Below are 22,827 nucleotides of genomic sequence, written 5' to 3'. Positions count from 1 at the left end.
GTTTTCAATAAAAAATGTAGTTGAAATGGTAAAAATCTTCCCCTACTAAAAAAGGGAAAGATGATGAAAATTATTTTTTTATATAATGAAGCATAGCAAGTTGACCTAATTTTTCTACTTTGGTTAATGTGTATTTTAAAGTAATATCATCTCCAATATAAAGGGAGATTCCTTTTCCTAAAATAATAGGTGCAATGGCTAGTTGGAATTCATCAATTAAATTTTCTTTAAAAAATTCACGAGCTAAGTTTCCTCCACCAATTAACCATATATCTTTACCAGGCTTTTTTTTATATTTTTAATGAAAGTTTTAACATCTTCATCAATAAATGAAGCGTATTCATCCGATCCACTAACAGATTTAGAAAATACATAATTTTCATAATCACTATAAGGATAATTCATATCAAATCCACGAATGACATCATAAGTTCCTTTTCCCATTATAACAGTATAAAATAATGTTACGCTGTTTTTTCATCAGCCAACAGATCCCCCTCGGAACATAAACTTGATATTTCTTCATATAAACCATCTTGTAATTCCAGTGATACTTCCTCCAGCTAAGATACCATTTCTAACAAGATTAATTCTTCACTAAATTTGATTCTCCTTCTTTCACTAATCTATGATGTTAGTTGAAGAAGATAGATCGAGAAATGGTAAAAATCGTAATTGGGGAATTCGAATTAAGAGAAATAACAAAAATCATGAAAGAGCTTCGGGATGAGGCCATTCCGAAATCTTTGGCGACAAAAAGCTGACATCATTTTTGATGACAGCTTTTTTAAATTGAGCTCAACCATGTTCCTTGAGCTTATTCCCTTTCTTCAAATGAAATACGATCGTGGTACCGAAAATCAGCAAAATAAAGGCAAAAAAGATCGCAGGCGGAATTTCGATCCCAACAACGGCAATTAGCATTTTTATAGCAATGAATCCGATAAGGACATATGCGGCAGTTTCCAATTCAGGAACCTTATCAATTAATTTTAGAAATAACCCCGCCACTCCCCGCATCATCAAGACACCAATCATTCCGCCTGTCAAAAGCACCCAGACTTGTTCACTCACCCCGAATGCGGCCAAGACACTATCGACGGAAAATGCTATATCCATCAATTCCACTGCCGCAACCGTCCCCCATAATGTACCAAACATACGGATCAGGATGCTGTTTTTATTCATTCCCTGTATATCTTCATCAGCTTGTTTTTTTCTTTTATCCCTAAAGTATTTAAATGAGAGCCAACCAAGATAGACGGCTCCAATCACCTTCACCCACCAAAGCTTAATGAGGAAAACACCGATTCCAATCGCTATAAATCTAAAAGCGTAAGCACCTAATAAACCGTAGAAAAGTGCTTTTTTCCGTTGTTTTTCCGGAAGGTGCCTGACCATTACAGCTAATACCAAAGCGTTATCCGCTGATAGCAATCCTTCCATTAATACGAGCGTTCCAATCAATCCCCAGCTTACCGGGTCGGATAAAACCTCCCCCCACATATGCCAGTCAAAAAATTGAGCATACGTTTGCATTATGTTATTTAACAACTCTGACATGATAAAGACTCCTCTGCTACTAATAACAGCAAAATTAGAAAACCTTTTAAAATAACATTATTCCCCGTTATGATAAAAACTCTACTTTTATTTAAACACAAAATAAATACGTTGCATGACAACGTATCATTTCGATGCTTATTTGAAATTCATTTCATCATACTCTTACACTTAAGTAAAATCAACGAAACCAACCGCTATGAGATCCTTTGTTTACTCGTCCACTCTGGCGGCGTATTTTTATCCCAATATATTTTCCCTATATTATAATGGGTGGCAAATGAATCATGATAGGTATGATAGTGAAAATCGAACCAATACCCTTCCAGTGGAGGATTTTCCTGCCTGACATGGAATCTGATGATATCCTTGCCGCTGTTTGAATCATAAATATGAAATATTTTTTCGGCCCTGCCCGCGCTTGGCTGCTCAGTGATGGTTAATTGCTGTAATTTTTCATCTGGAAATTGGGCAGCCATTTCGGTAATGGCTTCTTCCATTTTTGGTAATATGGCCATTTTGAATTCATCGCCAATTTTAGGATTGATTTTATCGCCAAATTTCATAAATGCGTTTTCTTCTGCCTTATTCAAAATGCCCGATAAAAATTCTTGCCGGTTGAATTCCTCTTCTAGTTCAGTCGAATTTTGCGAAGGAAGATAGGCTAATCCCTCTTCTTCCACTATGCCTTTTTTAGTGTCCTTTAACGAATCGGCTTCCGCAAGCCACGCCAGATCTGAAGGAGTGACAAGACCAAACGTCAAAACGGATACTAAAATGACGAGACTTTTCCTGAACCAAACCGCTGCTTTCAAATCACACTCCCCCTCCTTTTTTGTATTGTCTTTATATTTAGTATACTTTTATTTTTTGGTAATTACGAATATATAGTTACCCATGTTTAAAAATTTAAAAAAAGGAAAAATACCTATATAAACTTTATGAACCCGAATTTTTTATTAAATATCAATAATTTTACAACTAAATGAAGGATTTTGACGATTTTTGGAGAACTTAATTAGATTCAAGTCTTTTTAAGGAGGGGTCTTATATGGTTTCGACTGCCATGGTGGCTTTATGTCTTGTAACATTAGCATTTTTCGTATATTTATCATTTGCTGATTAAGAATAAATGAATACCTACGAAAAATCTCCTTGTCATTTATCTACAATGACAAGGTTTTCTTTTCACTAAAAGCATATGCTCACCTTTTGGCAGATAAAAGGACTGGATACTGGAGGAATCATTTTGGAAAACAACAATGAAATCATTAGAGATAAGGATTACAAAAGGGAAACAGATACAGGGAACGCCGGGATGGTCGTAACAGCTCATCCTGTAGCCACTTCCATAGGGAAAAAAATATTACGTGAAGGTGGAAATGCGGTCGATGCGGCTGTCGCCATCCAATTTGCCCTGAATATTGTGGAACCCATGATGACTGGTATCGGCGGAAGTGGTTTCCTTATGGTATATAACGCTAAAGATAAAGAAACGAAAATATACGATGGCCATGTAAGGGCACCTAAAGCCGCACATCGAGACATGTTTCTTGATGAAAAAGGGGAAGTCATCCCATTTAAAGAAAGGTCAATCAAAGCTACAGCGGTTGGCATTCCCGGAATACTGAAAGCCATGGATGAAGCACTCAACGAAATTGGAAGCAAGCCATTAGCTGACCTCATCGAGCCATCCATTGAATTTGCAGAAAAAGGAGTTCCCGTCAATTGGGTTCTTTGCGATGCTCTTAAAAATTTTGAATATAGACTGGGCGATGAAGCGCGTAAATTCTTCATGCCAAACGGAAAACCCTATCAAGATGGCGATTTGCTGATAAAAGAAAAACTGGCGAATACCTATCGGATATTACAGCGTGAAGGAATTTCCGCATTTTATGATGGTGAAATCGGAGAGGGCATCATTTCCTGTATACAGGAACAAGGAGGGTTCATGGAGCTTTCTGATTTAAAGGGCTATAAAGCTACAATCGATGTTCCGTTGTATGGGACATATAAGGATTATCGAATTGCATCATCAAATGCCCCAAGTGCTGGCGGATTCACGGTCATCCAAATCCTGAAAATATTGGAGAGCTTCCATATAGAACAATATGACACCCGTTCTTGGGAAAAATATTATTTAATTGCAGAAGCGATGCGTCTGGCATTTACAGACAAAAAGGCATTTCTTGCTGATCCCGAATTTGCCGAATTGCCATTGGCGGGTCTCATGCATGATAATTATATAGCTAAACGCCGCTCATTCATTAATTTCAAAACAAGAAATAATGCCATTGACTTCGGAAACCCTTGGATTTATGATTCCGTGAAACAAAGGGAAGTCATTCCACAGCCTGATAACGAGGATATCAGTGAAACGACACACTTCACTGTCCGTGACAGATGGGGTAATATCGCAGCATGCACTTCCACAGTGGAACATCCATTTGGATCAGGCATCATGGTTTCCGACTATGGTTTCATGCTGAATAACGAACTGACTGATTTCGATTCCATTCCAGGCGGGATGAATGAAGTGCAGCCCAATAAACGGCCCGTCAGCTGTAAAAGCCCGACCATCATCTTTAAAGACGGCGAGCCGATTTTGACACTGGGTTCACCTGGGGGACCAACCATCATCAGTTCTGTCGTACAAACGATCATCAATGTACTCGATATGAAAATGGATTTGAAAGCAGCCATCGAAGAACCTAGAATTTTCACTCCTATGGGCCCTCATATTGAATGGGAGCCAGGAATGGATATGACCAGCAAAGGCCACTTGGAAGCAATGGGCTTCGCCTTTAATGAAGTTCCCCACTCTATAGGGAATGTCCAAGCGATTCAAATCAACCCTGATGGCTCTAACTATGGTGCTGCCGATTCAAGCCGAGAAGGCTGTGCCATGGGTCTGGACGAAACTGATTATAAATCGTGATCACTGGATGGAAATGAAGCCAAAATGAAATTTGGATGTTTTTCTCTTTATTACCTCAAATCCAAATTCCTCAAAGCGGGAGCTGCGAAAATGGTCTTTCAACACGACTCTCTTTCGCGCAACCCGCTTGGCTTCTTTGATTATTTCCACAGATAAATCCTTACCTTCCGCAAAATGAGTCAGTCCCCTGATTCCATTCGATTCCTGAATCGTTTCTTCAAACATGGGATCGAAATATACGATATCAAAATGATTATCCGGCAATGTTTTCAAAATTTCATAATGATCACCTTGGATGACCTCTATTCTTCTCATCGCAGAAGTCATTTTTTCTTCTGCATCCTCCCAGGTCATCATCCCATGTTCCACGAGCAAGGCCAAATATTGATTTCCTTCTAACGCGACAACCTGTCCATCTTCACCCACTGCAAAACTTGCGACAATTGCATCAGATCCCAAACCCAAGGTACAGTCAAGCACAGAATTCCCTTCATTTATATCTCCGGCTATGAGAAATGGATCGCTTTCGCCGCGAATTATTCTTTTTAGACGGATCATCGCTAGGTTCGGGTGAAAAAAGAATGGTTCTTTTTCCTGGTATCGATATAACTCCATCCTCTTTTTACCAAAAACAAGGCAATCATCTTCATTCTGTTCCGCTTGAATATCTCTCACCGATCGTTTCCTTCGGGCTATAAAGGGGATATGTAATTCTTCAGCAAACCTTTTGGCTAATATCATCGTTTCTTTATCGGCTCTTCCTACTGTTGTGACAAACATGAATCATACCCCTTCATACTCTCTTAAATTTGAAAAGAATGCCCTGTTTCCAGGACATTCCTCCATTTCACTTATTTATTTATTTGACTGAACGCTGCCAATAAATTTTCCATGATAGCTTCCATTGGCTGTCCTTCTATATCATGGCGAGGAATGAAATGTACGACCTCTTTGCCCTTTAAAAGAGCCATGGATGGTGAAGAAGGTTCAATTCCATCGAAGTATTCACGCATTTTAGCTGTCGCTTCCTTATCTTGGCCGGCAAATACAGTTACCAAATGATCTGGCTTATTGTCTGCTTGCAGTACGGCTTGAGTAGCAGCTGGACGGGCTAACCCGGCAGCACAGCCGCAAACTGAATTCACGACCACAAGTGTCGTACCTTCTACCGATTCCATAAAGTTTTCAACCGCTTCAGCGGATTCCAACTCATTAAAACCTGCTTGCACCAGTTCCGCACGCATTGGTTTCACCATTTGTTTCATATATTCATCATATGCCATCGACATAAAAAAACCCCCTTGGTTACAATTCTTCAATTAGTTTAATCATACTATATTGTTAAGTGCATATGCAAAAATGACGCTTAAAGCTTTGTAAAATTCATTGTTCCTCACAAAGAAACATGGTGACAGAATCCACTTTCATTCTGCCACCATGTTTTAGTCTTCCTTTTAACTTAAACTTTCATCACTCCGCCTGAGCTGGCATTCGTCACAAGTTTGGAATAACGTGCTAAATAGCCTGTCCTGACTTTTGACTCGAAGCCTTTCCAATTTGCTTTGCGTTTTTCGAATTCTTCATCGGAAATTTCCAATTGGATTTTACGATTATTCAAATCCAATTCGATGATATCTCCATCTTCAACAAAGGCGATCGGCCCTCCCTCAGCTGCTTCAGGGGATATATGACCAATGCTGATGCCTCGAGATGCGCCTGAAAAGCGGCCATCAGTGATCAAACCGACTTTCGCTCCAAGTCCCCTCCCGACGATTTGGGAAGTGGGTGCCAACATTTCCGGCATACCTGGCCCACCTTTAGGTCCTTCGTAACGAATGACCACTACATCTCCTTCTTTAACTTTTCCAGTAATGATCCCGGAAAGTGCATCTTCCTGGGAATCGAAACAAATGGCAGGACCCCTGTGGTAGCCACCAACTGATTCGTCAACCGCCCCCACTTTTACGATGGAGCCTTGAGGAGCAAGGTTACCAAACAATACCGCAAGCCCGCCACGCTCAGAATGCGGATTATCCAACGGATGGATTACATCCTTGTCCAATATTTCACAACCGGCAACATTTTCGCGGAGCGTTTTACCTGAGACAGAAAGGCAGTCTCCATTAAAGGCACCTGGTTTTTTGAGTAACTCATTAATGACGGCACTTACACCACCGGCATTATGTACATCTTCAATATGATAATCGGATGCCGGTGCGATTTTCGCTAGATGCGGTACCCGGTTAGCTATTTCATTTATGCGTTCCATTGGATATTCAAAACCTGCTTCATGTGCCAATGCAAGTGTATGAAGAACGGTATTGGTCGAACCGCCCATCGCCATATCCAATGCAAATGCGTTATCAATTGCATCAATCGTTACGATATCACGAGGCTTGATATCCTGTTTGATTATCTCCATCAACTGTTTAGCGGATTTCTTAACGAATTCCTTACGTTCTTCTGCTACTGCCAAAATCGTTCCATTTCCCGGAAGCGCAAGTCCTAAGCCTTCAGCCAGGCAGTTCATGGAGTTTGCAGTGAACATCCCTGAACAAGAACCGCAAGTAGGGCATGCAACTTGTTCGATTTCCTGCAAATCCTCTTCATTGATATTACCTGCTTGATAAGCACCCACCCCTTCAAAAACGGATGTTAATGAAAGAGATTTACCGTTTTTATCTTTACCTGCTTTCATGGGTCCGCCACTTACGAATATTGTAGGAATATTGACACGAAGTGCTCCCATCATCATTCCCGGTGTTATCTTGTCACAGTTTGGAATGCAAACCATACCGTCAAACCAATGTGCTGATACAACAGTCTCCACGGAATCTGCGATGATTTCACGGCTTGGCAAAGAATAACGCATACCAATATGACCCATCGCAATTCCATCGTCTACCCCGATCGTATTGAATTCGAAAGGAACACCGCCTGCTTCGCGAATCGCTTCCTTCACTATTTTTCCGAATTCCTGAAGGTGGACATGACCTGGAACGATATCGATGTATGAATTACAAACCGCGATGAACGGTTTACCGAAATCTTCTTCTTTAACCCCTGCTGCCCGCAACAGACTTCTATGTGGAGCTCGATCGACCCCTTTTGTAATCATGTCACTTCTCATATTTGATGTAGACATTTGTTGTACCCCCAATTTTCACTAAATGTTTAATGATTCAATATAATATAATTTTTAGTATACTCTAAAAATTCTAACATATTTATACACAAATGCAACCATTCAACACTAAATATCTACAAAAATCATTTTACTAAAATAATAGAGATCCAATTTATATCTTAAAAACTTATGTATGACAAAAAATTAACCATTTTGAATGTTTTGGAATACGACTTGTGGGGAATTTATGTCGAACAACTGGAAATGACCGACAAAAATAAAAAGGCATGCGGATTAAATCCTCCGCATGCCTTTTTCCTTGGTATTTCCAAATCACTTGTCATTCGCTTGTCTTGATTCTGTCATTTGCTTCCAAACCGAACCTTTTGCTTCTTCCCCATTTTCTATACGGTCAATGGCCATCTTGACCTGAAGGGCCACTTCGAATTCAGGGTCCTGTTCCGCTTGCTTAAGATAAGGGAGGGCCGTTTCATTTCCCACTTCGTATAAAAACATCGCCGCCCTCCATCTAACCAATTTATTTTTATCCGAAAGTGATTGAGACATTTCCCCCATCGCTTCTTCAAAGCCAAGATCTGATAAACAATCACCAGCCGTTCGTCTTACGGCCGCACTTTTATCTTTCAATGCTTTATACAAACTCGGGAGCACTTTTCTATCCTCGATCATACCCAAGTATACGACCGCGAGCCTTCGAATGGAGACCTTACTGTCGGAGAGTGCCATGTCCAATACAGGAATATCGTCAACCGTTGGATCTACCATTTGTTCTAATGCCTGATAACGCTTTTCCCAGCTTTCGTCATTCAGCATTTCTGCCGTCAGTTTAATTTTTGGTCGTTTCAAGAATGCTTCCTTCGAATCCACCATTTCATTTGCAGCGGCCACTAGCCGATTAATTCGTTCTTCTGGATAAGCTGCAATCAGCTCATCCGATACTTCCTTCACGATATCTTCCATATCACCATATCTTACGCCATAATCCTTCCATTTTCGAAGCAGGACTACATTGTCATCTTCTTTTTGGGCAGCGGCAATACCCTTTATGAAATAATCAGGTAAGGCAAAACGTTTTTCGTGTTGGCTATCGCTTGCTTTAATTTGCATCGGAATGCCCTTGAATTGTTGAATGGCGACAGTTACTTCACCGTAATGTTCATTTAATGCCGTTTGTTGATTTTGTTCTTCGGTTTCTTCCCCGAAAACCTGACGGATTTGGACCAGGATATCTTTCCAATCATATTTCGCATTTCGCTCAACGGCTAAGAAGTCCGCAACATGATATACTCCTTTCACTCCCTCTATCGTAAATAAATCTTTGATCAGCTGAGGTGCCTGATCAGCTTGGTCTTTCTTATAATTATTGCTTTTACCAGCTAATAGCTCTTCAGTTAAATTGATTTTCATTGTATTCGGACTTGGTGTAGGTTCTATCGACTTAATTTTCAATGCATTTCTCTCCTTTAACAAGACGTTTCCATGTACTAGATATTATCACATCGGCAACAGATTCTCATGCAATTGAGATTGGCTAAAAAAAGACCGGTCCAAGTTTGTTCCCTTGGACCAGTCTCCACGCTCATTCCTCTTCCAATTTTTCCGCTAAATACGTCCATCTTTCCATCAAATGTTCTAATTTATCCGTTAGTTCCTTTTCTTCTTCAAGGAGAAGGCGGACTTTTTCAAAATCGCTTCCCGCTGCTGACATTTCTGATGTTATGTCTTTCAGGCGCAGCTCGGCCCGTTCCATGTTCCCTTCTATCTCTTCCCATTCCTTACTTTCCGAATAGGTCAGTTTTTTCTTTTTCTTTTCGGTCCGGTTCATCTGAGGTTCCGGTGCTTTTACTGGTACGGCCTCTTCCGTCTTATCTTCCAAGAACTCTGAATAACTGCCATAATAGAAATCAATTTCACCTTTATTCTTGAAAACAAGAAGCTGATGGCATGTCTTATCCAGGAAATACCTATCATGTGATACGGTAATGACTACACCTGAAAACGTTTCTAAATAATCCTCCAGAACGGTCAAGGTTTGCGTGTCCAAATCATTCGTCGGTTCATCCAAAAGCAGGACATTAGGTGCCGACATCAATATGTTAAGGAGATACAAACGCCGTTTCTCCCCTCCGGAAAGCTTGCGGATTGGCGTCCCATGTGATCCCATTGGAAACAAGAACCTTTCTAGCATCTGCGCAGCAGATATGAAACTGCCATCTTTAAGGGCGATGGAATCCGCCGTTTCGCGAATATACTCTATCATGCGCAAATTCTCATCCATATCGACGCTTTCTTGTGTATAGTAGCCTATTTTCACGGTTTGCCCTTTTTCCAGGTTTCCTTCATCTATAGATTCACGTCCGGCCAGGATATTTAACAAGGTTGACTTTCCACTGCCATTATTACCGACGATCCCAATCCGATCACCTGGTTTGAAGAGGAAGGAAAAATGGTTGATGATGTTTCGATCACCGAAGGATTTAGAAACATCCTGCATCTCAAGCACCTTTTTCCCAAGACGGGCACCGCTTAATTCCATTTCCAGGTTCTCTGTTTTCTGCTTATCCTTAACACCTGATTCCAATGTTTCGAAGCGTTGGATCCTGGCCTTTTGTTTCGTTGTACGGGCCTTGGCACCTTTACGGATCCAAGCCAATTCTTTTTTGAATAGACTTTCCTTTTTCGTTCTTTCAGCCGATTCGTTCTCTTCACGGATGGCCTTGGATTCTAAATAATCCGCATAGTTTCCTTTGTATTCGAAAAGCTGCGTTTGGGCAATTTCCCAAATCTTATTGGACACACGATCAAGGAAATATCGATCATGGGTTACAAATAAAACGGACTTTTGATATTTCCCCAAATATTCTTCAAGCCATGTGATGCTTTCGAAATCGAGATGGTTCGTAGGCTCATCCAAAATCAGTAAATCAGGGGTCTCAATCAAGGTTTTTGCCAGGGCCGCACGTTTTTTTTGGCCACCTGACAGTTCGCCCAATTTCCTTGAGTGATCAGAAAGACCAAGCTTGGTCAGAATCGTTCTGGCATTGGCACTTGTATCCCAGGCGCCAAGCGTGTCCATATCCTGTTGCTGTTTTAACAAACGGTCCTGTATTGCGCCATTCTGCGGATCTACCTGAAGTTGAACGAGTGTCTTTTCATACTCTTTAATCAATGAAAATACAGGAGTTGAACTTTCAAACATATATTCCATGATCGTCAATTTCTCATCAAAATGCGGGTCTTGGGATAGATAGGAAATCGTGTAATCATTCGGGTGATCCTTCGTTCCTAAATCACTGTCTTCCAACCCTGCGATGATATTCAATAATGTCGATTTACCGGTGCCGTTTATTCCAACGATCCCGATTTTTTCCCCTTCGGTAATGGAAAAAGAGACATCTTTAAAAAGCAGCTTTTCCCCTTGGGTTTTCATTACATGTTCCATGCTAAAAACTTTCATAATCGTACATCCCATTCCTTATTAAATTCCTCTAAAAATCCAACCATATATTCATGCCTTTCACTTGCAATCTTCTTGGCTGTACAAGTATTGAGCATATCTTGCAAACGCAATAATTTTTCATGAAAGTGATGGATGGAAGAGCTTTTGCCATTCCTGTATTCCTTCTTGGTCATGTTTTCCCTTACGGGCAATGAAGGATCATACATAAGTTGTCCCTTTTTTCCGCCAAATGCAAATGTCCTGGCTATGCCAATGGCACCAATAGCATCCAAGCGGTCCGCATCCTGAACAATTTCAGCCTCAACCGAAGGAAGCTTCAACTGCCCTGCACTATATGAAATCGTATTGATGATCTGTTTGATGGCATCCACACTATCAATATCCAACTTTATTTCATCAAACCAAACGTCAAGCTTTTTCCAGCCTCCATCGGCTTCCCGGTTTAGTTTATCGTCAGGGATATCATGAAGCAGAGCCGCCAATTCAATGATGAACTCGTTTCCTTTTCGTTCTTCTTTTGCAATATGTAAAGCCAGCTTACGAACCCGATCGATATGAAACCAATCATGGCCGCTGGCATCAGAATTCAATTGGTCATATACATACTTCTCCGTTAATTCAATCACCGTTTGTTTCATTTCACCACTCCATGTCCTTTCTATTTTACCATGCTTCTCAATAATGGTGTGCTTTAATCTTCATTGAACCAACTGAGTCCAATCGTCTGTTCACCGGTATGCACACCGATGGCACTGCCCAGTGGGGATACATGTGTCAACACATGAGGAAATTCTTCGGAAATCATCTTTTTCCATTTTTGTGCCAGTTCCGACACTGCACCATATAATATGGTGCATTCTTTTACTTTTCCCGCTTCGACTGCCCTGCGAAAATCTGTGAAGATCTGTTTTTCCGCTTTTTTAAGGTTCCGGGGTTTAGATTTGGTTTGAAGCACACCGTTTTCGATTGAAATGATGGGTTTAAAGCTCAATAGGCTTCCTAGAATATACTGTGCGTTTGTTAATCTGCCGCTGCGATGCAGTTGATCTAAAGAACCTATTAATACATAGGTTTCATGGTTATCCGCATACATTCTCGTTTTGACGAAAGCCTCATTGATGGAATCGCCATTATCAATATAATGCATGAGCCGTTTCAAGATTAATAGCATTGGAAAGGAAATAAGTAAAGTATCAAAAACGTCAACGGGGATCGTAACCATTTGTGCAGCTTGCCTGCTCGCGGAAACGGTGCCGCTCAATTCGCTTGAAAGGTGTACGGCTATGATTCGATCATAGCGTTTTTCAAGCTCCTTATATAACTCTTGGAATCTGCCGACCGAGGGCTGTGACGTAGTGGCGGTGATTTTTTCCTCACTCATCCGCCGGTATAATTCCTCAGGTAATAGGTCGACGCCATCTTCATATTCCTTCCCATCGATGATGACGACCATCGGAACGACGTATACATGTTCATTCATTGATAATTCTTCGTCTAAAGTTCCCGTACTATCTGTTACCCAAGCTATTCGTTCCATGGTTTCCCCCCTCAAATGTGTCTTCTATTATATTCAACATCCCAACCATCTGTCCCCTTTTAAAAACGGATGCATGCAATAAATATCTTACCTTAAAAAAAGAGCCCAACTGAAGCTTCCGTTGGACTCGATACCATTCTTCATAATAATTTTTTTAAATCCTCTTCCATATCCAGAGGTTTTGTTTTAGGCGCATACCGACTGACGATATTTCCATCTCGGTCAATCAAGAACTTTGTAAAATTCCATTTTATCGATTTGGACCCCATCACTCCAGGAGCATTTTCAGTCAGATAGCTGAATAAGGGATGGGCTTCCTTTCCTTTGACATTCACTTTTGCAAACATCGGGAATGTTACACCATGATTCAATTTGCAGTATGAATCGATTTCCAGATCATCACCAGGCTCCTGATTCAAAAACTGATTACACGGAAAACCAAGCACGACTACCCCATCCTCTTTATATTGCACATACAGGCTTTGCAAATCATCATACTGTGGCGAAAAACCGCATTTGCTTGCGGTATTCACTATAATCATAACTTTCCCTCTATATTCCTCAAGCGAGATGGTTTCTCCATTGATTTTATTGACTTCAAATTCGTAAATGGACATGTATGATCTCTCCCTTTAGTATGATGATTCATTTTACCGTACTTAAAGGTACGTTTACCAACTTTTATCCTTTTCCTATCCTCCCGGAATCTTCACTGCTTGGATGGATTGAATCAAATACTCTACCATGTCTTCCAAATCATCCATTTGCTCTTCTTTTACAAGCCTTCCAAATGAAACTTTATATATAGATGAAGTAACGGGTTGCATTTTTTTACTGACCGTATCGCTGGTCGTCACTGTAATGATTCTCTGATCTCCCCAAATTTTTTCCAGGTCGTTCCACAATTGTTCAGCATTCACTTCATCAAGCTTCCTGGGAAAAGAAATGAAAATATCGACCGTGCAGCCCGAATGCGCATCATCAATAGCTGCATCGAGTAACTCCGAACTTAGGTTCTTGAGCGAAGCGTGTAACTCGATGGCACCGCTAATCGAAATGGGCGCCATTGTTTTTTTCAATTCCATCTCAATCTTATATGATCTGGACATGGTTGAGAGATTCACGATATCATCACGGTTAATGACCAATATATCTCCAATGAAGTCACGATCGTAAACCGCACCCTCCAATACCACTTTCATGTTCTCAAATGCTGTAGGATCAAACAATCTCCAAACACCTCTCCAACTTATAAGTTTATGTATTCATGATCTTCCCATTTTACCATTCCCAGGCCATTTCCTTCGGGATTTACAAGAAATTATTAAAATAGCTTTTCTATTCGATAATTTTCTATATAATTAAAATATTATGATTTTTGAAGAAGGAGGCTAATCATGCCAATCAGAATTCCGGAACAACTGCCAGCAAGGGAAATATTAGAACAGGAAAATATCTTCGTAATGGATGAGGAAAGAGCCACGAATCAGGAAATCCGTCCATTGAATATATTAATTTTAAACCTAATGCCAGAGAAAGAAAAAACGGAGGCCCAGTTACTGCGCTTTCTTGGCAATACTCCCATTCAAGTAAATATATCATTCCTGCGCTTGAGTACACATGAATCAAAAAACACAAGTAAATTTCATTTAGATCAATTTTACAAATCATTTAATGATATTCGCACGAAGAAATATGACGGCTTGATCATTACAGGCGCTCCAGTAGAAAAGCTGGAATTTTCAGACGTTAATTATTGGGAAGAACTGCAGAATATCATGAATTGGTCAAGCGAAAATGTCACATCCACCCTACATATCTGTTGGGGGGCACAAGCTTCCCTGTACCATCATTATGGAATAGGCAAATACGAACTTCCAGAGAAATGCTTCGGCGTATACACCCATGAGGTCCTTGAACCTAATGAAAATCTAGTCCGCGGATTCGATGATTATTTTATGGCCCCTCATTCACGCTATACGGATATTGACTATCAAAAATTAGTTAACCATCCTGAATTGAAGGTTCTCGCACAGTCCGATCAAGCTGGTGTATTGATGGCTGCTTCGGTTGATGGAAAAAGAATTATGGTTACCGGCCATTTCGAGTATGATGCCGATACCCTAGGTGAAGAATACAGGCGCGATAGGGAGCGTGGGATCAATACGCAACTCCCTGAAAATTACTTTCCTGATAACGATCCGACCAAGGTACCTCTTCACCGCTGGAAGAGTCATTGCAGCCTGATGTTCTCGAATTGGCTGAACTATTATGTCTACCAATCAACCCCTTATGAGTGGGATTGAAAGGGTAAGAGGAAAGAAGCTTTCACTTTTAAGTGAATCGTTTTTTTGGGCAGTCACTTCCGATAATATAGGAAAACAACCTGAGTTTCTGACTCAGGTTGTTTGTTTCATGATTCTTTATTACCGAAGTATACCTCTTCAAAGGGTTGGACGACCACAAATCCTTGACCTTCGAACTTCATTTGAACGGATTCGCCGCTTCCCCTTCCAAAAAACGATTTCAATGAAACATCCGTTACGAATTCAGGCTGCAATTCCCCTGACCAAGCTACTGTGGCATTCGGGTCCGTATAGACCGGATTCCCAGGTTCCACCATTAAAGTAAGCGGTTCATAATGGGAAGTGAATGCGACCATGCCTCTCCCCTCGAGCCTTACGTTGAACAATCCCCCAGCCAATAACCCGGCAATGCGCCGCATCATTTTTATATCCCATTGAATCCCCGGCTCAAATGCAAGTAAATCATTACCGTTAACAGAGATTGATTCACCATTTAACTGTAAAATAGAAATCTTCTTCCCTTGATCCGCGACGTATAGCTTGCCGCTTCCGGTCGCTTTCATCAAGGATGCACCCTCACCAGTCAAGGCTTTTTTGAAGAGTTTACCAAGACCATGCTCCAAGATGCCTTCCCGCTCGAATTTAATATGGCCGCGATAAGAAACCATCGTCCCCATTTTTGCCCAGATCTGCTGTTCCAAATTAATCTCCAGGATTCGTTCCGTTTCAAGTTCGAATAAGCCTTGCCCTTTATCCTGCTGTTTCGTCTTTTCAACGAATTGATCGATTTGATACTTCTCCATCACTGTCCCACCTCTTTTTGCAGGAGGAACAGCCACATGAACGATACAGCTTGCTTTAGTTCCTTGGAAAAATGTCCTAGTTTTGTATAGTCCACCCCTCTCTTTGCAACGCCGGTATCAGCCACTGCCCTCCATCCCGTTTCTGTTGCCATTTTTTCAAATTCCCAAGGCTGCATTGTATTCATGATGACTTTATCTCCTAATAACCGTTGAAAACTGAATTTTTTTCGTGGTTCAGCGGTTGGACCAAGTATCCCAAAACAGACATAACCGCCAGGCTTTATTACCCGTTGAATTTCCTTCATCACCGTCAATGGTTCACCCGTATATTCCAAAGAATTGATGACCATTGCCGCATCCATTTCTTCATCTTTGAATGGAAGATTATAAAAATCTCCTTGCAGGAAAGAAAGTCCTGGTTGTTGAGCGGTTTTTCCCTTTGCAAATTCAATCATCACATTGGATAAATCAACTCCGGTTACTTCAAATCCCGCTTCGGCCAATTTCAAGGAACCAACTCCATCTCCACAGCCTATGTCAGCCACCTTCACTCCCGAAGGTACATGTTCAGAAAAGAAAGGAACAATGTTTTTCCGGCTCCCCGTTTCCCACATTTCTTGTGAATTCTTCACCCACATAGGTGCAAAAACATCCCATTCCTTTTCCGACTCCTTATGCCATGTATGTAAATTCATCAGAAATTCACCCTCCCCATTTAACCCCTAACTAATTAAGTCCTGAAAAATAGTTTCCGGAAATCAAAATACGGGGCTTCCCTATAGCTATTCTGCTCATAATTCAAAAATCCTCTTTTAAACGCTGCCCCCTAGTGATTTTCAAATACATAAAAAAAACTGCCAGCGGCAGCTTATTTTGAATTTTCTTCATTTCTTTTTTGTATCTTTCGTAAATCCTCGACACGGTCAGGAGATTCTTCAAAGAATTCAACCAGGTCTCCAATCCTATCGATGGCATTCCAACTAAGGTGGTGTTCGATCCCCTCTACATCATGATAAATATTTTCTTCCTTGACCCCAATCAACCTTAGCATCTGTTCTAAAAGTTCATGACGGTATACGAGCCTTTTACCAACCTTTTTCCCATTTGCAGTTAAAACGAGACCCCGGTACTTTTCATATATCAAATATTTTTCCTGATCCAGTTTTTGTACCATTTTAGTAACAGAAGATGGGTGGACGGAAAGATTTTCGGCAATATCGGAAACTCTTGCATATCCTTTTTCTTCAATAAGTAAATAAATTTGTTCTATGTAATCCTCCATGCTCGGTGTAGGCATTCGGAATCCTCCCATTCAAACGCATATCTAAAAATTTTACTATATAAATGACCCCGAAACAAGAAGATATAAGTCTCAGGGCGCCTTTAATGGTGTTTCTTCTCAAGTTTGCTTGACGTTTTGTTCTGTTGGGAATGTAAAACTGATTTTCTTTTCAGTATCGGACCACGATAAAATGGCATCAAAGGTCTTTTCCCCTTTTTTAAAACCGCTTATCAAATCCGTTTCACCGCTCGCCAACAGCTTTTTTATATTTGCTTGACTGATTTTCTTATTAAGGATTTTTTTGGAGATCGTGAAGTTACACTTTGTTTTTTGATAACTTACACATCCATAGAATTCCCCTTTATCAACAATCTTAGAACCGCATAGTTTACAGCTGCCCACAGATGCCGAGCTTCTTTTTTTATGGCCGCTCCGTTGAATCGACTCGGTGTCCAGCCCTTGAAAATCCCAGCTTTCCGATGATTCCACGGCATCACTGATGATTTTTGCTGACATTTTTTTAACAGCTTCCATAAAGCCGCCAGCTGAAGCCTTCCCTTCACCGATTTCCCTCAAACGCTGTTCCCATTTGGCTGTCATTTCAGGTGAAGCCAGGATTTTCTCCCCGATTGCTGTAATCAGCACTTTCCCTTTATCTGTCGCAAACACCTGATTTTTTTTGACATTGATGTATTTACGGTCTTTGAGCATGGTTATGATGCCAGCCCGGGTTGCTTCGGTTCCGAGACCCTCGGTTTTCATCAGCACCTTTTCTAACTCTTCATTATCCAGATGCTTTCCGGCAGTTTTCATTAAAGTGATCAGCTGACCTTCTGTATAGCGCTTAGGAGGCTGGGTTTTTCCTTCTTTCACCTTTATATTGGCGACCTTTCCAGAATCCCCTTTGGAAACGGAAGGCAAAATGATATCATCATCATCCTTGTCATTTTGGAAAATCACTTTGCGCCATCCCTCTTGAATCTGCTGCTTGCCTTTAGAAATGAATTCGGCACGCTTATCGACAAGCGTTTTAATCGTGGTGTAATCGAAAATGGCTTTCTCATAATGGGCCGCAATCAACCGGCGTACCACCAAGTCATAAATATTCCGTTCTTCGGCGGAAAGCCGCTTTGGGTCAGTTACCTGCTCCGTCGGGATAATTGCATAGTGATCAGTCACTTTTTTTTCATTTACAAACCGTTTATTATTCATGATGTTCGGTTGTGGCAACGGAAACAGGGATTCATATTCCGAAAATCCGCTTAGTTTTTGCAAAATATCGGGAAATGTTTCGGCCTCCCCCTCCGTCACATAATTGGAATCTGAACGTGGATAAGAAACGATCCCTTTTTGATATAAACTTTGTACAATATCAAGCGTCTGTTTCGGTGAATATTTATAAATCTTGTTTACTGTCGCTTGCAATGACGATAGATTAAATAACAAAGGCGGCTGAAATTCTTTCCTTTCCGTATCCATTTCAGCTATTTCAGCTTCCTTACCCTTGCAAAAGGCGGCAATTTTATCAGCCATTTCTTTTGTCTTGATTCTCGGGTCATTGTTCTGCTGCCATTTTCCCTGATATTTCTTTCCATCCATCTTGAAGTCAGCGAACACTTCCCAGAACGGTTCAGACTTGAATTGCTCAATTTCCATTTCCCGCTTCACTATCAAAGCAAGAGTCGGTGTCTGAACCCTTCCAGCTGAAAACACATCCGAAACGCCCCTTTGTTTCAATAAAATGCTATACGCTCTCGACGCATTCATTCCCACAACCCAGTCCGCGCAAGCTCTTGTATACGCTTCATAATAGAGCGGCCTGGTTTTTTCCTCGCTCTTCAGATTTTGGAATCCCTCATAAATCGCTTTAGGGGTCAAAGAGGAAATCCATAAACGTTTCATCGGTTTATTGACATTGCATAGATTAACGATATTGCGTACAATCAATTCTCCTTCACGCCCGGCATCACCTGCATGAATGATTTCATCGACTTCCGGTTTCCTAAGCAAAGTCTTCACAACATAGAATTGCTTTGCCTTTTGTCGGGTCACTTCATATTGAAATTTCTCAGGAATCATCGGCAACGTTTCCATCGACCATTTTTTCCATTTTGAATCATAGGTTTCCGGCGAAACAAGTTGACATAAATGCCCAACGGCCCAAGTTACATAAGCTCCATCGGGAAAAAGTTCATTCGGCATGATTTCTATATAGCCTTGCTGTTTCTTCGTTTTAAATTGAGCTGCTAGCGTTGAACCTTGATCTGGTTTCTCCGCAATGATTAGCTTCATGATCATCTTCACCTAATCCGTTACAAAATATCTTTCCCCTATCATTATACCTTAATTATCACAATCGGCTAGATATGACTTCGTTTTAACTGAACTGTTCCGGGAAAGCATGAAATGACTGCTTTCCTGCCGTGAAGATTGGGAATTTCCGGCTGATGATAAAAGCCGTCAAACTATAGGCAGATTAAATTGCAAAAAAACAAGCTTCATTAATGGATGGACAACATAGATTAGGAGGAATTGAGCTATATACAAAAACAACAAATTCAATGTTAAATGTTCCTTTTCTTGCCTTCCATTGGTTAGATGAAGATGAGGAAATTAAATTTTTTGATATTATTAATACAAAAGCTAAAGGTATAGGTACTTCGTTAAGTAGATTTTTAAAAAGAGAAAGTGATAATCTTAGTTGGATTGCAACACAGCTAATTATTGACCCTAACAGCCCCTTGTATAATAAAGGAACGTTAATTGGCAAAAGAACTAAAGAAAAGCATATTACTTTACAAAATGTATATAACTTTCTTTTGTTATTAATTAAAATACAAAGATAGCCGAATTACCTAAGGAAAAAATACTTAATATAACTCTTACTTATTTTAATTGTATAAAAGAGTTGTTACCTGTTGAATGGAGTGATTATAAGCAATATAGACTAACTCATATAGTCTGTTTAAATGCTTTTGCTATAGCCGGCGGCAAAAAAATTATTCCTTCAAATTATAATTTTGTTTCCAACCAGTTAAACATTAAAGAAGTAAATAAAAGAATGAGCAGTATAAAGATATTTGATTGGTCTAGTGAAGGGACATTGAAATATCTAAAAGGTGCTAGTGGTTCTAAACTCTTAGCTGAAGACATCATTGCATCTGTAGAGAAATAATTCTTGAATCCCCCATTTTCAAATATTAAAATGGCCGAAAAATCAATTGATTTTCGGCCATTCTTATTCCTTATTCTTTAGAGGGAACTTTCCAGCTCAGTTCATGTATGTATTGTGCTAAAGCATCTGTTAAAAAAAGAATCCACTGTAGCTTTGAAATAAAGATTGATCAAAAGGTCCTCCTGAACCCTCATATTCGTAAATAAATACAATCCATTTTGAAAAGAGATTGATCAAAAAGGGTTCTTTTCTAGTGATTTAGTATACTTAGTGATCATTATAGAACTAACGCACCCGTTAGTTCTATAAGAATCCTCTTTATTCGAGTTTATTCCAAGTTACAATCTCCACATCATTAATTTCAACCTCTCCAAGACTTAATAAATGTGGTATGTATGGAAAAAGACCAAATCTGTTACCCTTCTCATTTTCAATTTTGTAATATTCTACTGAAGCTGAGGGTATTTCTTTAAGTTCTTTATAAGTCTCAATATTCAATAGCTTAATTTCATCTTCTTCAATATCTTCAGCAGGACCTTTGTATTTCTCTTTTGTGTAAAGATATATAGCATTCATATTACTTGTTAGTCTTTCAATTGGGATTTTTAAAAATTGTTGTTCTACTTTAGTTTTTATTCCTAAGCTTGTGACAGCTTCGTAAACGTAATAAGGATGTAACGGTAGAAAATGAATGACATCATTCCATAAACAATTAAGTTTAGGTATTTGTTTTTTCAGCAGTTTCGGTCTCTCAGGGTGGTCATAATACTTTTTCGTATATTTCTCATACAAATGAGGATAGATCTTACCTAAAGCATTCAATGATATAAGTTTGTCGCCAATCATCTCTTTAGGAACCGTATGATATATATATTCTGGCATTGTGGCACCTCCAATTCTAATTATATACCCTTCAACAAAAGATCAACATTCTCCTCTTAATCTCCGTTCGCTTGTTGAACTAACCTGCCCCGTTAGTTCCATAAAGAAAAAGCTGCCTTAAAAACAGCTCTGATCTTCAGCTAAAGCACCCGTTAGTTGATTAAGGGTACCACCAGCATGACGCGGATTTACAACGTTAAGGGCATCTAGATATAAAAATAGCCGGTTTTCACCACGATAAGGGTGTAACCGGCATTATTGCTAGCATTTGTTTTTTGGAAAGTATTACAAGATGCATAACATGCATTTTGTAATACATTTTATGGAAATTAACTTTATAATTACTAAAAACAAGAGTGGACAATCTTGGTATGTTTTTTGCATTAACAAATATGGAGAAAGTAACTATTTTTATAAAAGGAGTGAAAATTTGAATGACCACAAACAAGTTAAGTACAATTCAAATTAGAAAAGTAGAGAAGGGAGACATTCCGCAGTTATTACCTTTAATATTCAATTATATTGTTGATTTTTATCAATGCCCTCGCCCTAGTGAAGAAGCTCTAACTGAATTTGTAAACGAAATTTATAACGACTCATCAAAAGGATTACAATTCATCGCAGAAAAAGACAAGAAAATTGTTGGTTTTGCTACACTATACTTTACTTACAATACACTTGAGGTAAAGAGAATCGCTATACTACATGATTTATTTGTGATTCCAGAGTGCAGAAGAGAGAATGTAGGACAAACTCTATTTGAATCATGTCTTACTTATATTCGAGAAAACCGATTTGCATATATGTTATGGGAAACAGCCCAAGACAATGTTAAAGCCCAAACACTATATGATAAGATGGGTGGACAGAAAAATTCTTGGTTACAATACCAAATGAGTTAAGTTAAATAAAATAATATTCTTTCTAATCAAAATGAAAAAAGTTCTTTAATAGGTAAAAGTAAAGAACTTATGTTTTGAGATGCGTTGTTTTTTCTCTTAATAAACCCTTTCGGGGGGATATGCAAAAATACCCTTGATGCTCTTCGGTCTTAAATTCAACTTCATCCCCCCAATTATTTTTAGGTATAGTTTCTCCAAGTCAATTATAACTATCCTTATTGAAGTAACCTGCCCCGATAGTTCCATAAAAAAAAGAGCTGATGATGAAGTGAACCCAAAAAGTTAGACACTTTATTTACTTAGGCAGCCTTGAGGGCATGAACCCGGTAATCTACCGGGCTCATGCCTTTTAATTTTACCTTGATTCGTTGATGATTGTAGTAATGGATATATTCTTCTAGTTCTTGTTTGAAATGCTCCATGCTTTCAAATTCTTGAAGATAGAGTAATTCGGATTTTAATAAGCCAAAGAAGTTTTCAATGACCGCATTATCGAGACATTTTCCTTTGCGGGACATGCTTTGTGTAATGTTATGTTTTTTCAAATCATGCGAGTATTGTTTCATCTGATAATGCCAGCCCTGATCTGAATGGAGAATGGGTGAATCTTTCGATTCCAAGCGATCAAGGGCTTTATCCAGCATTTTGGAAACGAGCGGATAAACAGGCCGAGATTCGATATTATAGGCGATGATTTCTCCATTAAACAAGTCAAGAATGGCCGATAAGTATAGTTTCTCCCCAGCTAGATGGAATTCCGTGACGTCTGTTACCCATTTTTCATTGGACTTTGCCGCCTTGAAATCACGTGCTAGAATGTTGGGCGCAATC

22 protein-coding genes are annotated in these 22,827 nt (G+C 39.7%); 4 read left to right on the top strand and 18 right to left on the bottom strand.

Annotation, left to right across the window (positions count from 1 at the left end):
* Window positions 1-70: 70 nt before the first annotated feature.
* The 3 genes from J7E52_RS27490 to J7E52_RS20495 form a co-directional block, all read right to left on the bottom strand.
* Complete coding sequence (locus tag J7E52_RS27490) at window positions 71-262, bottom strand: dihydrofolate reductase family protein (protein WP_396020300.1); 192 nt, start codon at window positions 260-262, stop codon at window positions 71-73.
* Window positions 263-798: 536 nt separating this feature from the next.
* On the bottom strand, window positions 799-1,563 hold the full coding sequence (locus tag J7E52_RS20500; RefSeq protein WP_214750294.1) for a TerC family protein: 765 nt from the start codon (window positions 1,561-1,563) through the stop codon (window positions 799-801).
* Window positions 1,564-1,760: 197 nt separating this feature from the next.
* Entirely contained in the window at window positions 1,761-2,378 is a 618-nt protein-coding gene (locus J7E52_RS20495) for a YpjP family protein (RefSeq protein ID WP_214750293.1), read from the bottom strand.
* Window positions 2,379-2,812: 434 nt separating this feature from the next.
* On the opposite strand from J7E52_RS20495, the gene ggt reads away from it, so the two are divergent.
* A complete protein-coding gene (gene ggt / locus J7E52_RS20490) occupies window positions 2,813-4,501 on the top strand; it encodes a gamma-glutamyltransferase (RefSeq protein WP_286197959.1) in 1,689 nt (562 codons plus the stop codon).
* On the opposite strand, the gene J7E52_RS20485 is transcribed toward ggt, so the two are convergent.
* The 9 genes from J7E52_RS20485 to J7E52_RS20445 form a co-directional block, all read right to left on the bottom strand.
* Window positions 4,502-5,281: a class I SAM-dependent methyltransferase gene (locus tag J7E52_RS20485; RefSeq protein WP_214750291.1), complete on the bottom strand. Its 780-nt coding sequence runs from the start codon at window positions 5,279-5,281 to the stop codon at window positions 4,502-4,504. It lies immediately after the preceding gene.
* Window positions 5,282-5,352: 71 nt separating this feature from the next.
* Window positions 5,353-5,790, bottom strand: a complete 438-nt coding sequence (locus J7E52_RS20480) for a BrxA/BrxB family bacilliredoxin (RefSeq protein WP_214750290.1) — start codon at window positions 5,788-5,790, stop codon at window positions 5,353-5,355.
* Between the two features lie 170 nt (window positions 5,791-5,960).
* Window positions 5,961-7,646, bottom strand: a complete 1,686-nt coding sequence (gene ilvD, locus J7E52_RS20475) for a dihydroxy-acid dehydratase (RefSeq protein ID WP_396020299.1) — start codon at window positions 7,644-7,646, stop codon at window positions 5,961-5,963.
* A 315-nt stretch (window positions 7,647-7,961) separates the two neighbouring features.
* Window positions 7,962-9,098, bottom strand: a complete 1,137-nt coding sequence (locus tag J7E52_RS20470) for a conserved virulence factor C family protein (RefSeq protein ID WP_214750289.1) — start codon at window positions 9,096-9,098, stop codon at window positions 7,962-7,964.
* 130 nt (window positions 9,099-9,228) lie between these two features.
* Window positions 9,229-11,106 carry an ABC-F family ATP-binding cassette domain-containing protein gene (locus tag J7E52_RS20465; RefSeq protein WP_214750288.1) on the bottom strand — a complete coding sequence of 626 codons (1,878 nt, stop codon included), beginning with the start codon at window positions 11,104-11,106 and terminating at the stop codon, window positions 9,229-9,231.
* Window positions 11,103-11,747, bottom strand: a complete 645-nt coding sequence (locus J7E52_RS20460) for an HD domain-containing protein (RefSeq protein WP_214750287.1) — start codon at window positions 11,745-11,747, stop codon at window positions 11,103-11,105. Before J7E52_RS20460 ends, J7E52_RS20465 begins: the two co-directional genes overlap by 4 nt.
* A gap of 53 nt (window positions 11,748-11,800) precedes the next feature.
* On the bottom strand, window positions 11,801-12,646 hold the full coding sequence (locus J7E52_RS20455; RefSeq protein ID WP_214750286.1) for a DegV family protein: 846 nt from the start codon (window positions 12,644-12,646) through the stop codon (window positions 11,801-11,803).
* 140 nt (window positions 12,647-12,786) lie between these two features.
* The gene (locus J7E52_RS20450; protein WP_214750285.1) at window positions 12,787-13,263 is read right to left on the bottom strand and encodes a glutathione peroxidase; all 477 of its coding nucleotides are present in this window, start codon (window positions 13,261-13,263) and stop codon (window positions 12,787-12,789) included.
* Window positions 13,264-13,338: 75 nt separating this feature from the next.
* Window positions 13,339-13,875 carry a hypothetical protein gene (locus tag J7E52_RS20445; protein WP_214750284.1) on the bottom strand — a complete coding sequence of 179 codons (537 nt, stop codon included), beginning with the start codon at window positions 13,873-13,875 and terminating at the stop codon, window positions 13,339-13,341.
* Window positions 13,876-14,043: 168 nt separating this feature from the next.
* On the opposite strand from J7E52_RS20445, the gene metA reads away from it, so the two are divergent.
* The gene (gene metA, locus J7E52_RS20440) at window positions 14,044-14,952 is read left to right on the top strand and encodes a homoserine O-acetyltransferase MetA (RefSeq protein ID WP_214750283.1); all 909 of its coding nucleotides are present in this window, start codon (window positions 14,044-14,046) and stop codon (window positions 14,950-14,952) included.
* A 107-nt stretch (window positions 14,953-15,059) separates the two neighbouring features.
* On the opposite strand, the gene J7E52_RS20435 is transcribed toward metA, so the two are convergent.
* The 4 genes from J7E52_RS20435 to J7E52_RS20420 all read right to left on the bottom strand — a co-directional run bounded on the left by J7E52_RS20435 (window position 15,060) and on the right by J7E52_RS20420 (window position 19,329).
* Complete coding sequence (locus J7E52_RS20435) at window positions 15,060-15,755, bottom strand: AIM24 family protein (RefSeq protein ID WP_214750282.1); 696 nt, start codon at window positions 15,753-15,755, stop codon at window positions 15,060-15,062.
* Window positions 15,755-16,450, bottom strand: a complete 696-nt coding sequence (locus J7E52_RS20430; protein WP_214750281.1) for a class I SAM-dependent methyltransferase — start codon at window positions 16,448-16,450, stop codon at window positions 15,755-15,757. Before J7E52_RS20430 ends, J7E52_RS20435 begins: the two co-directional genes overlap by 1 nt.
* A gap of 173 nt (window positions 16,451-16,623) precedes the next feature.
* The gene (gene mntR / locus J7E52_RS20425; protein WP_063234342.1) at window positions 16,624-17,052 is read right to left on the bottom strand and encodes a transcriptional regulator MntR; all 429 of its coding nucleotides are present in this window, start codon (window positions 17,050-17,052) and stop codon (window positions 16,624-16,626) included.
* A 102-nt stretch (window positions 17,053-17,154) separates the two neighbouring features.
* Complete coding sequence (locus tag J7E52_RS20420) at window positions 17,155-19,329, bottom strand: DNA topoisomerase III (RefSeq protein ID WP_214750280.1); 2,175 nt, start codon at window positions 19,327-19,329, stop codon at window positions 17,155-17,157.
* A gap of 212 nt (window positions 19,330-19,541) precedes the next feature.
* Here J7E52_RS20420 and J7E52_RS20415 point away from each other — a divergent pair, with 212 nt between their 5' ends.
* Window positions 19,542-19,883: a ParB N-terminal domain-containing protein gene (locus J7E52_RS20415; protein WP_214750279.1), complete on the top strand. Its 342-nt coding sequence runs from the start codon at window positions 19,542-19,544 to the stop codon at window positions 19,881-19,883.
* 647 nt (window positions 19,884-20,530) lie between these two features.
* On the opposite strand, the gene J7E52_RS20410 is transcribed toward J7E52_RS20415, so the two are convergent.
* Window positions 20,531-21,094, bottom strand: coding sequence for a group-specific protein (locus tag J7E52_RS20410; protein ID WP_214750278.1), 564 nt, complete (start codon window positions 21,092-21,094; stop codon window positions 20,531-20,533).
* Between the two features lie 434 nt (window positions 21,095-21,528).
* Here J7E52_RS20410 and J7E52_RS20405 point away from each other — a divergent pair, with 434 nt between their 5' ends.
* On the top strand, window positions 21,529-21,996 hold the full coding sequence (locus J7E52_RS20405) for a GNAT family N-acetyltransferase (RefSeq protein ID WP_214750277.1): 468 nt from the start codon (window positions 21,529-21,531) through the stop codon (window positions 21,994-21,996).
* Window positions 21,997-22,295: 299 nt separating this feature from the next.
* On the opposite strand, the gene J7E52_RS20400 is transcribed toward J7E52_RS20405, so the two are convergent.
* A partial coding sequence (locus tag J7E52_RS20400; protein WP_214750276.1) for an IS3 family transposase occupies window positions 22,296-22,827 on the bottom strand: 532 nt, incomplete at its 5' end.

It is taken from the genome of Bacillus sp. ISL-34, from assembly GCF_018613325.1.
In the GTDB taxonomy this organism is placed as follows: domain Bacteria; phylum Bacillota; class Bacilli; order Bacillales; family DSM-1321; genus Peribacillus.
This window is presented reverse-complemented; position numbering and strand designations above follow the sequence as displayed.

Coding starts and splice junctions, on each gene's coding strand:
- J7E52_RS20435 (WP_214750282.1), bottom strand. CDS start 15,755: ATGGAGAAGTATCAAATCGATCAATTCGTTGAAAAGACGAAACAGCAG.
- J7E52_RS20405 (WP_214750277.1), top strand. CDS start 21,529: ATGACCACAAACAAGTTAAGTACAATTCAAATTAGAAAAGTAGAGAAG.
- J7E52_RS20485 (WP_214750291.1), bottom strand. CDS start 5,281: ATGTTTGTCACAACAGTAGGAAGAGCCGATAAAGAAACGATGATATTA.
- J7E52_RS20455 (WP_214750286.1), bottom strand. CDS start 12,646: ATGGAACGAATAGCTTGGGTAACAGATAGTACGGGAACTTTAGACGAA.
- J7E52_RS20415 (WP_214750279.1), top strand. CDS start 19,542: ATGGATGGACAACATAGATTAGGAGGAATTGAGCTATATACAAAAACA.
- mntR (WP_063234342.1), bottom strand. CDS start 17,052: ATGCCTACACCGAGCATGGAGGATTACATAGAACAAATTTATTTACTT.
- J7E52_RS20430 (WP_214750281.1), bottom strand. CDS start 16,450: ATGAATTTACATACATGGCATAAGGAGTCGGAAAAGGAATGGGATGTT.
- J7E52_RS20480 (WP_214750290.1), bottom strand. CDS start 5,790: ATGTCGATGGCATATGATGAATATATGAAACAAATGGTGAAACCAATG.
- J7E52_RS20450 (WP_214750285.1), bottom strand. CDS start 13,263: ATGTCCATTTACGAATTTGAAGTCAATAAAATCAATGGAGAAACCATC.
- J7E52_RS20460 (WP_214750287.1), bottom strand. CDS start 11,747: ATGAAACAAACGGTGATTGAATTAACGGAGAAGTATGTATATGACCAA.
- J7E52_RS20500 (WP_214750294.1), bottom strand. CDS start 1,563: ATGTCAGAGTTGTTAAATAACATAATGCAAACGTATGCTCAATTTTTT.
- J7E52_RS20465 (WP_214750288.1), bottom strand. CDS start 11,106: ATGAAAGTTTTTAGCATGGAACATGTAATGAAAACCCAAGGGGAAAAG.
- metA (WP_214750283.1), top strand. CDS start 14,044: ATGCCAATCAGAATTCCGGAACAACTGCCAGCAAGGGAAATATTAGAA.
- J7E52_RS20410 (WP_214750278.1), bottom strand. CDS start 21,094: ATGCCAGAATATATATATCATACGGTTCCTAAAGAGATGATTGGCGAC.
- ilvD (WP_396020299.1), bottom strand. CDS start 7,646: ATGTCTACATCAAATATGAGAAGTGACATGATTACAAAAGGGGTCGAT.
- J7E52_RS20420 (WP_214750280.1), bottom strand. CDS start 19,329: ATGAAGCTAATCATTGCGGAGAAACCAGATCAAGGTTCAACGCTAGCA.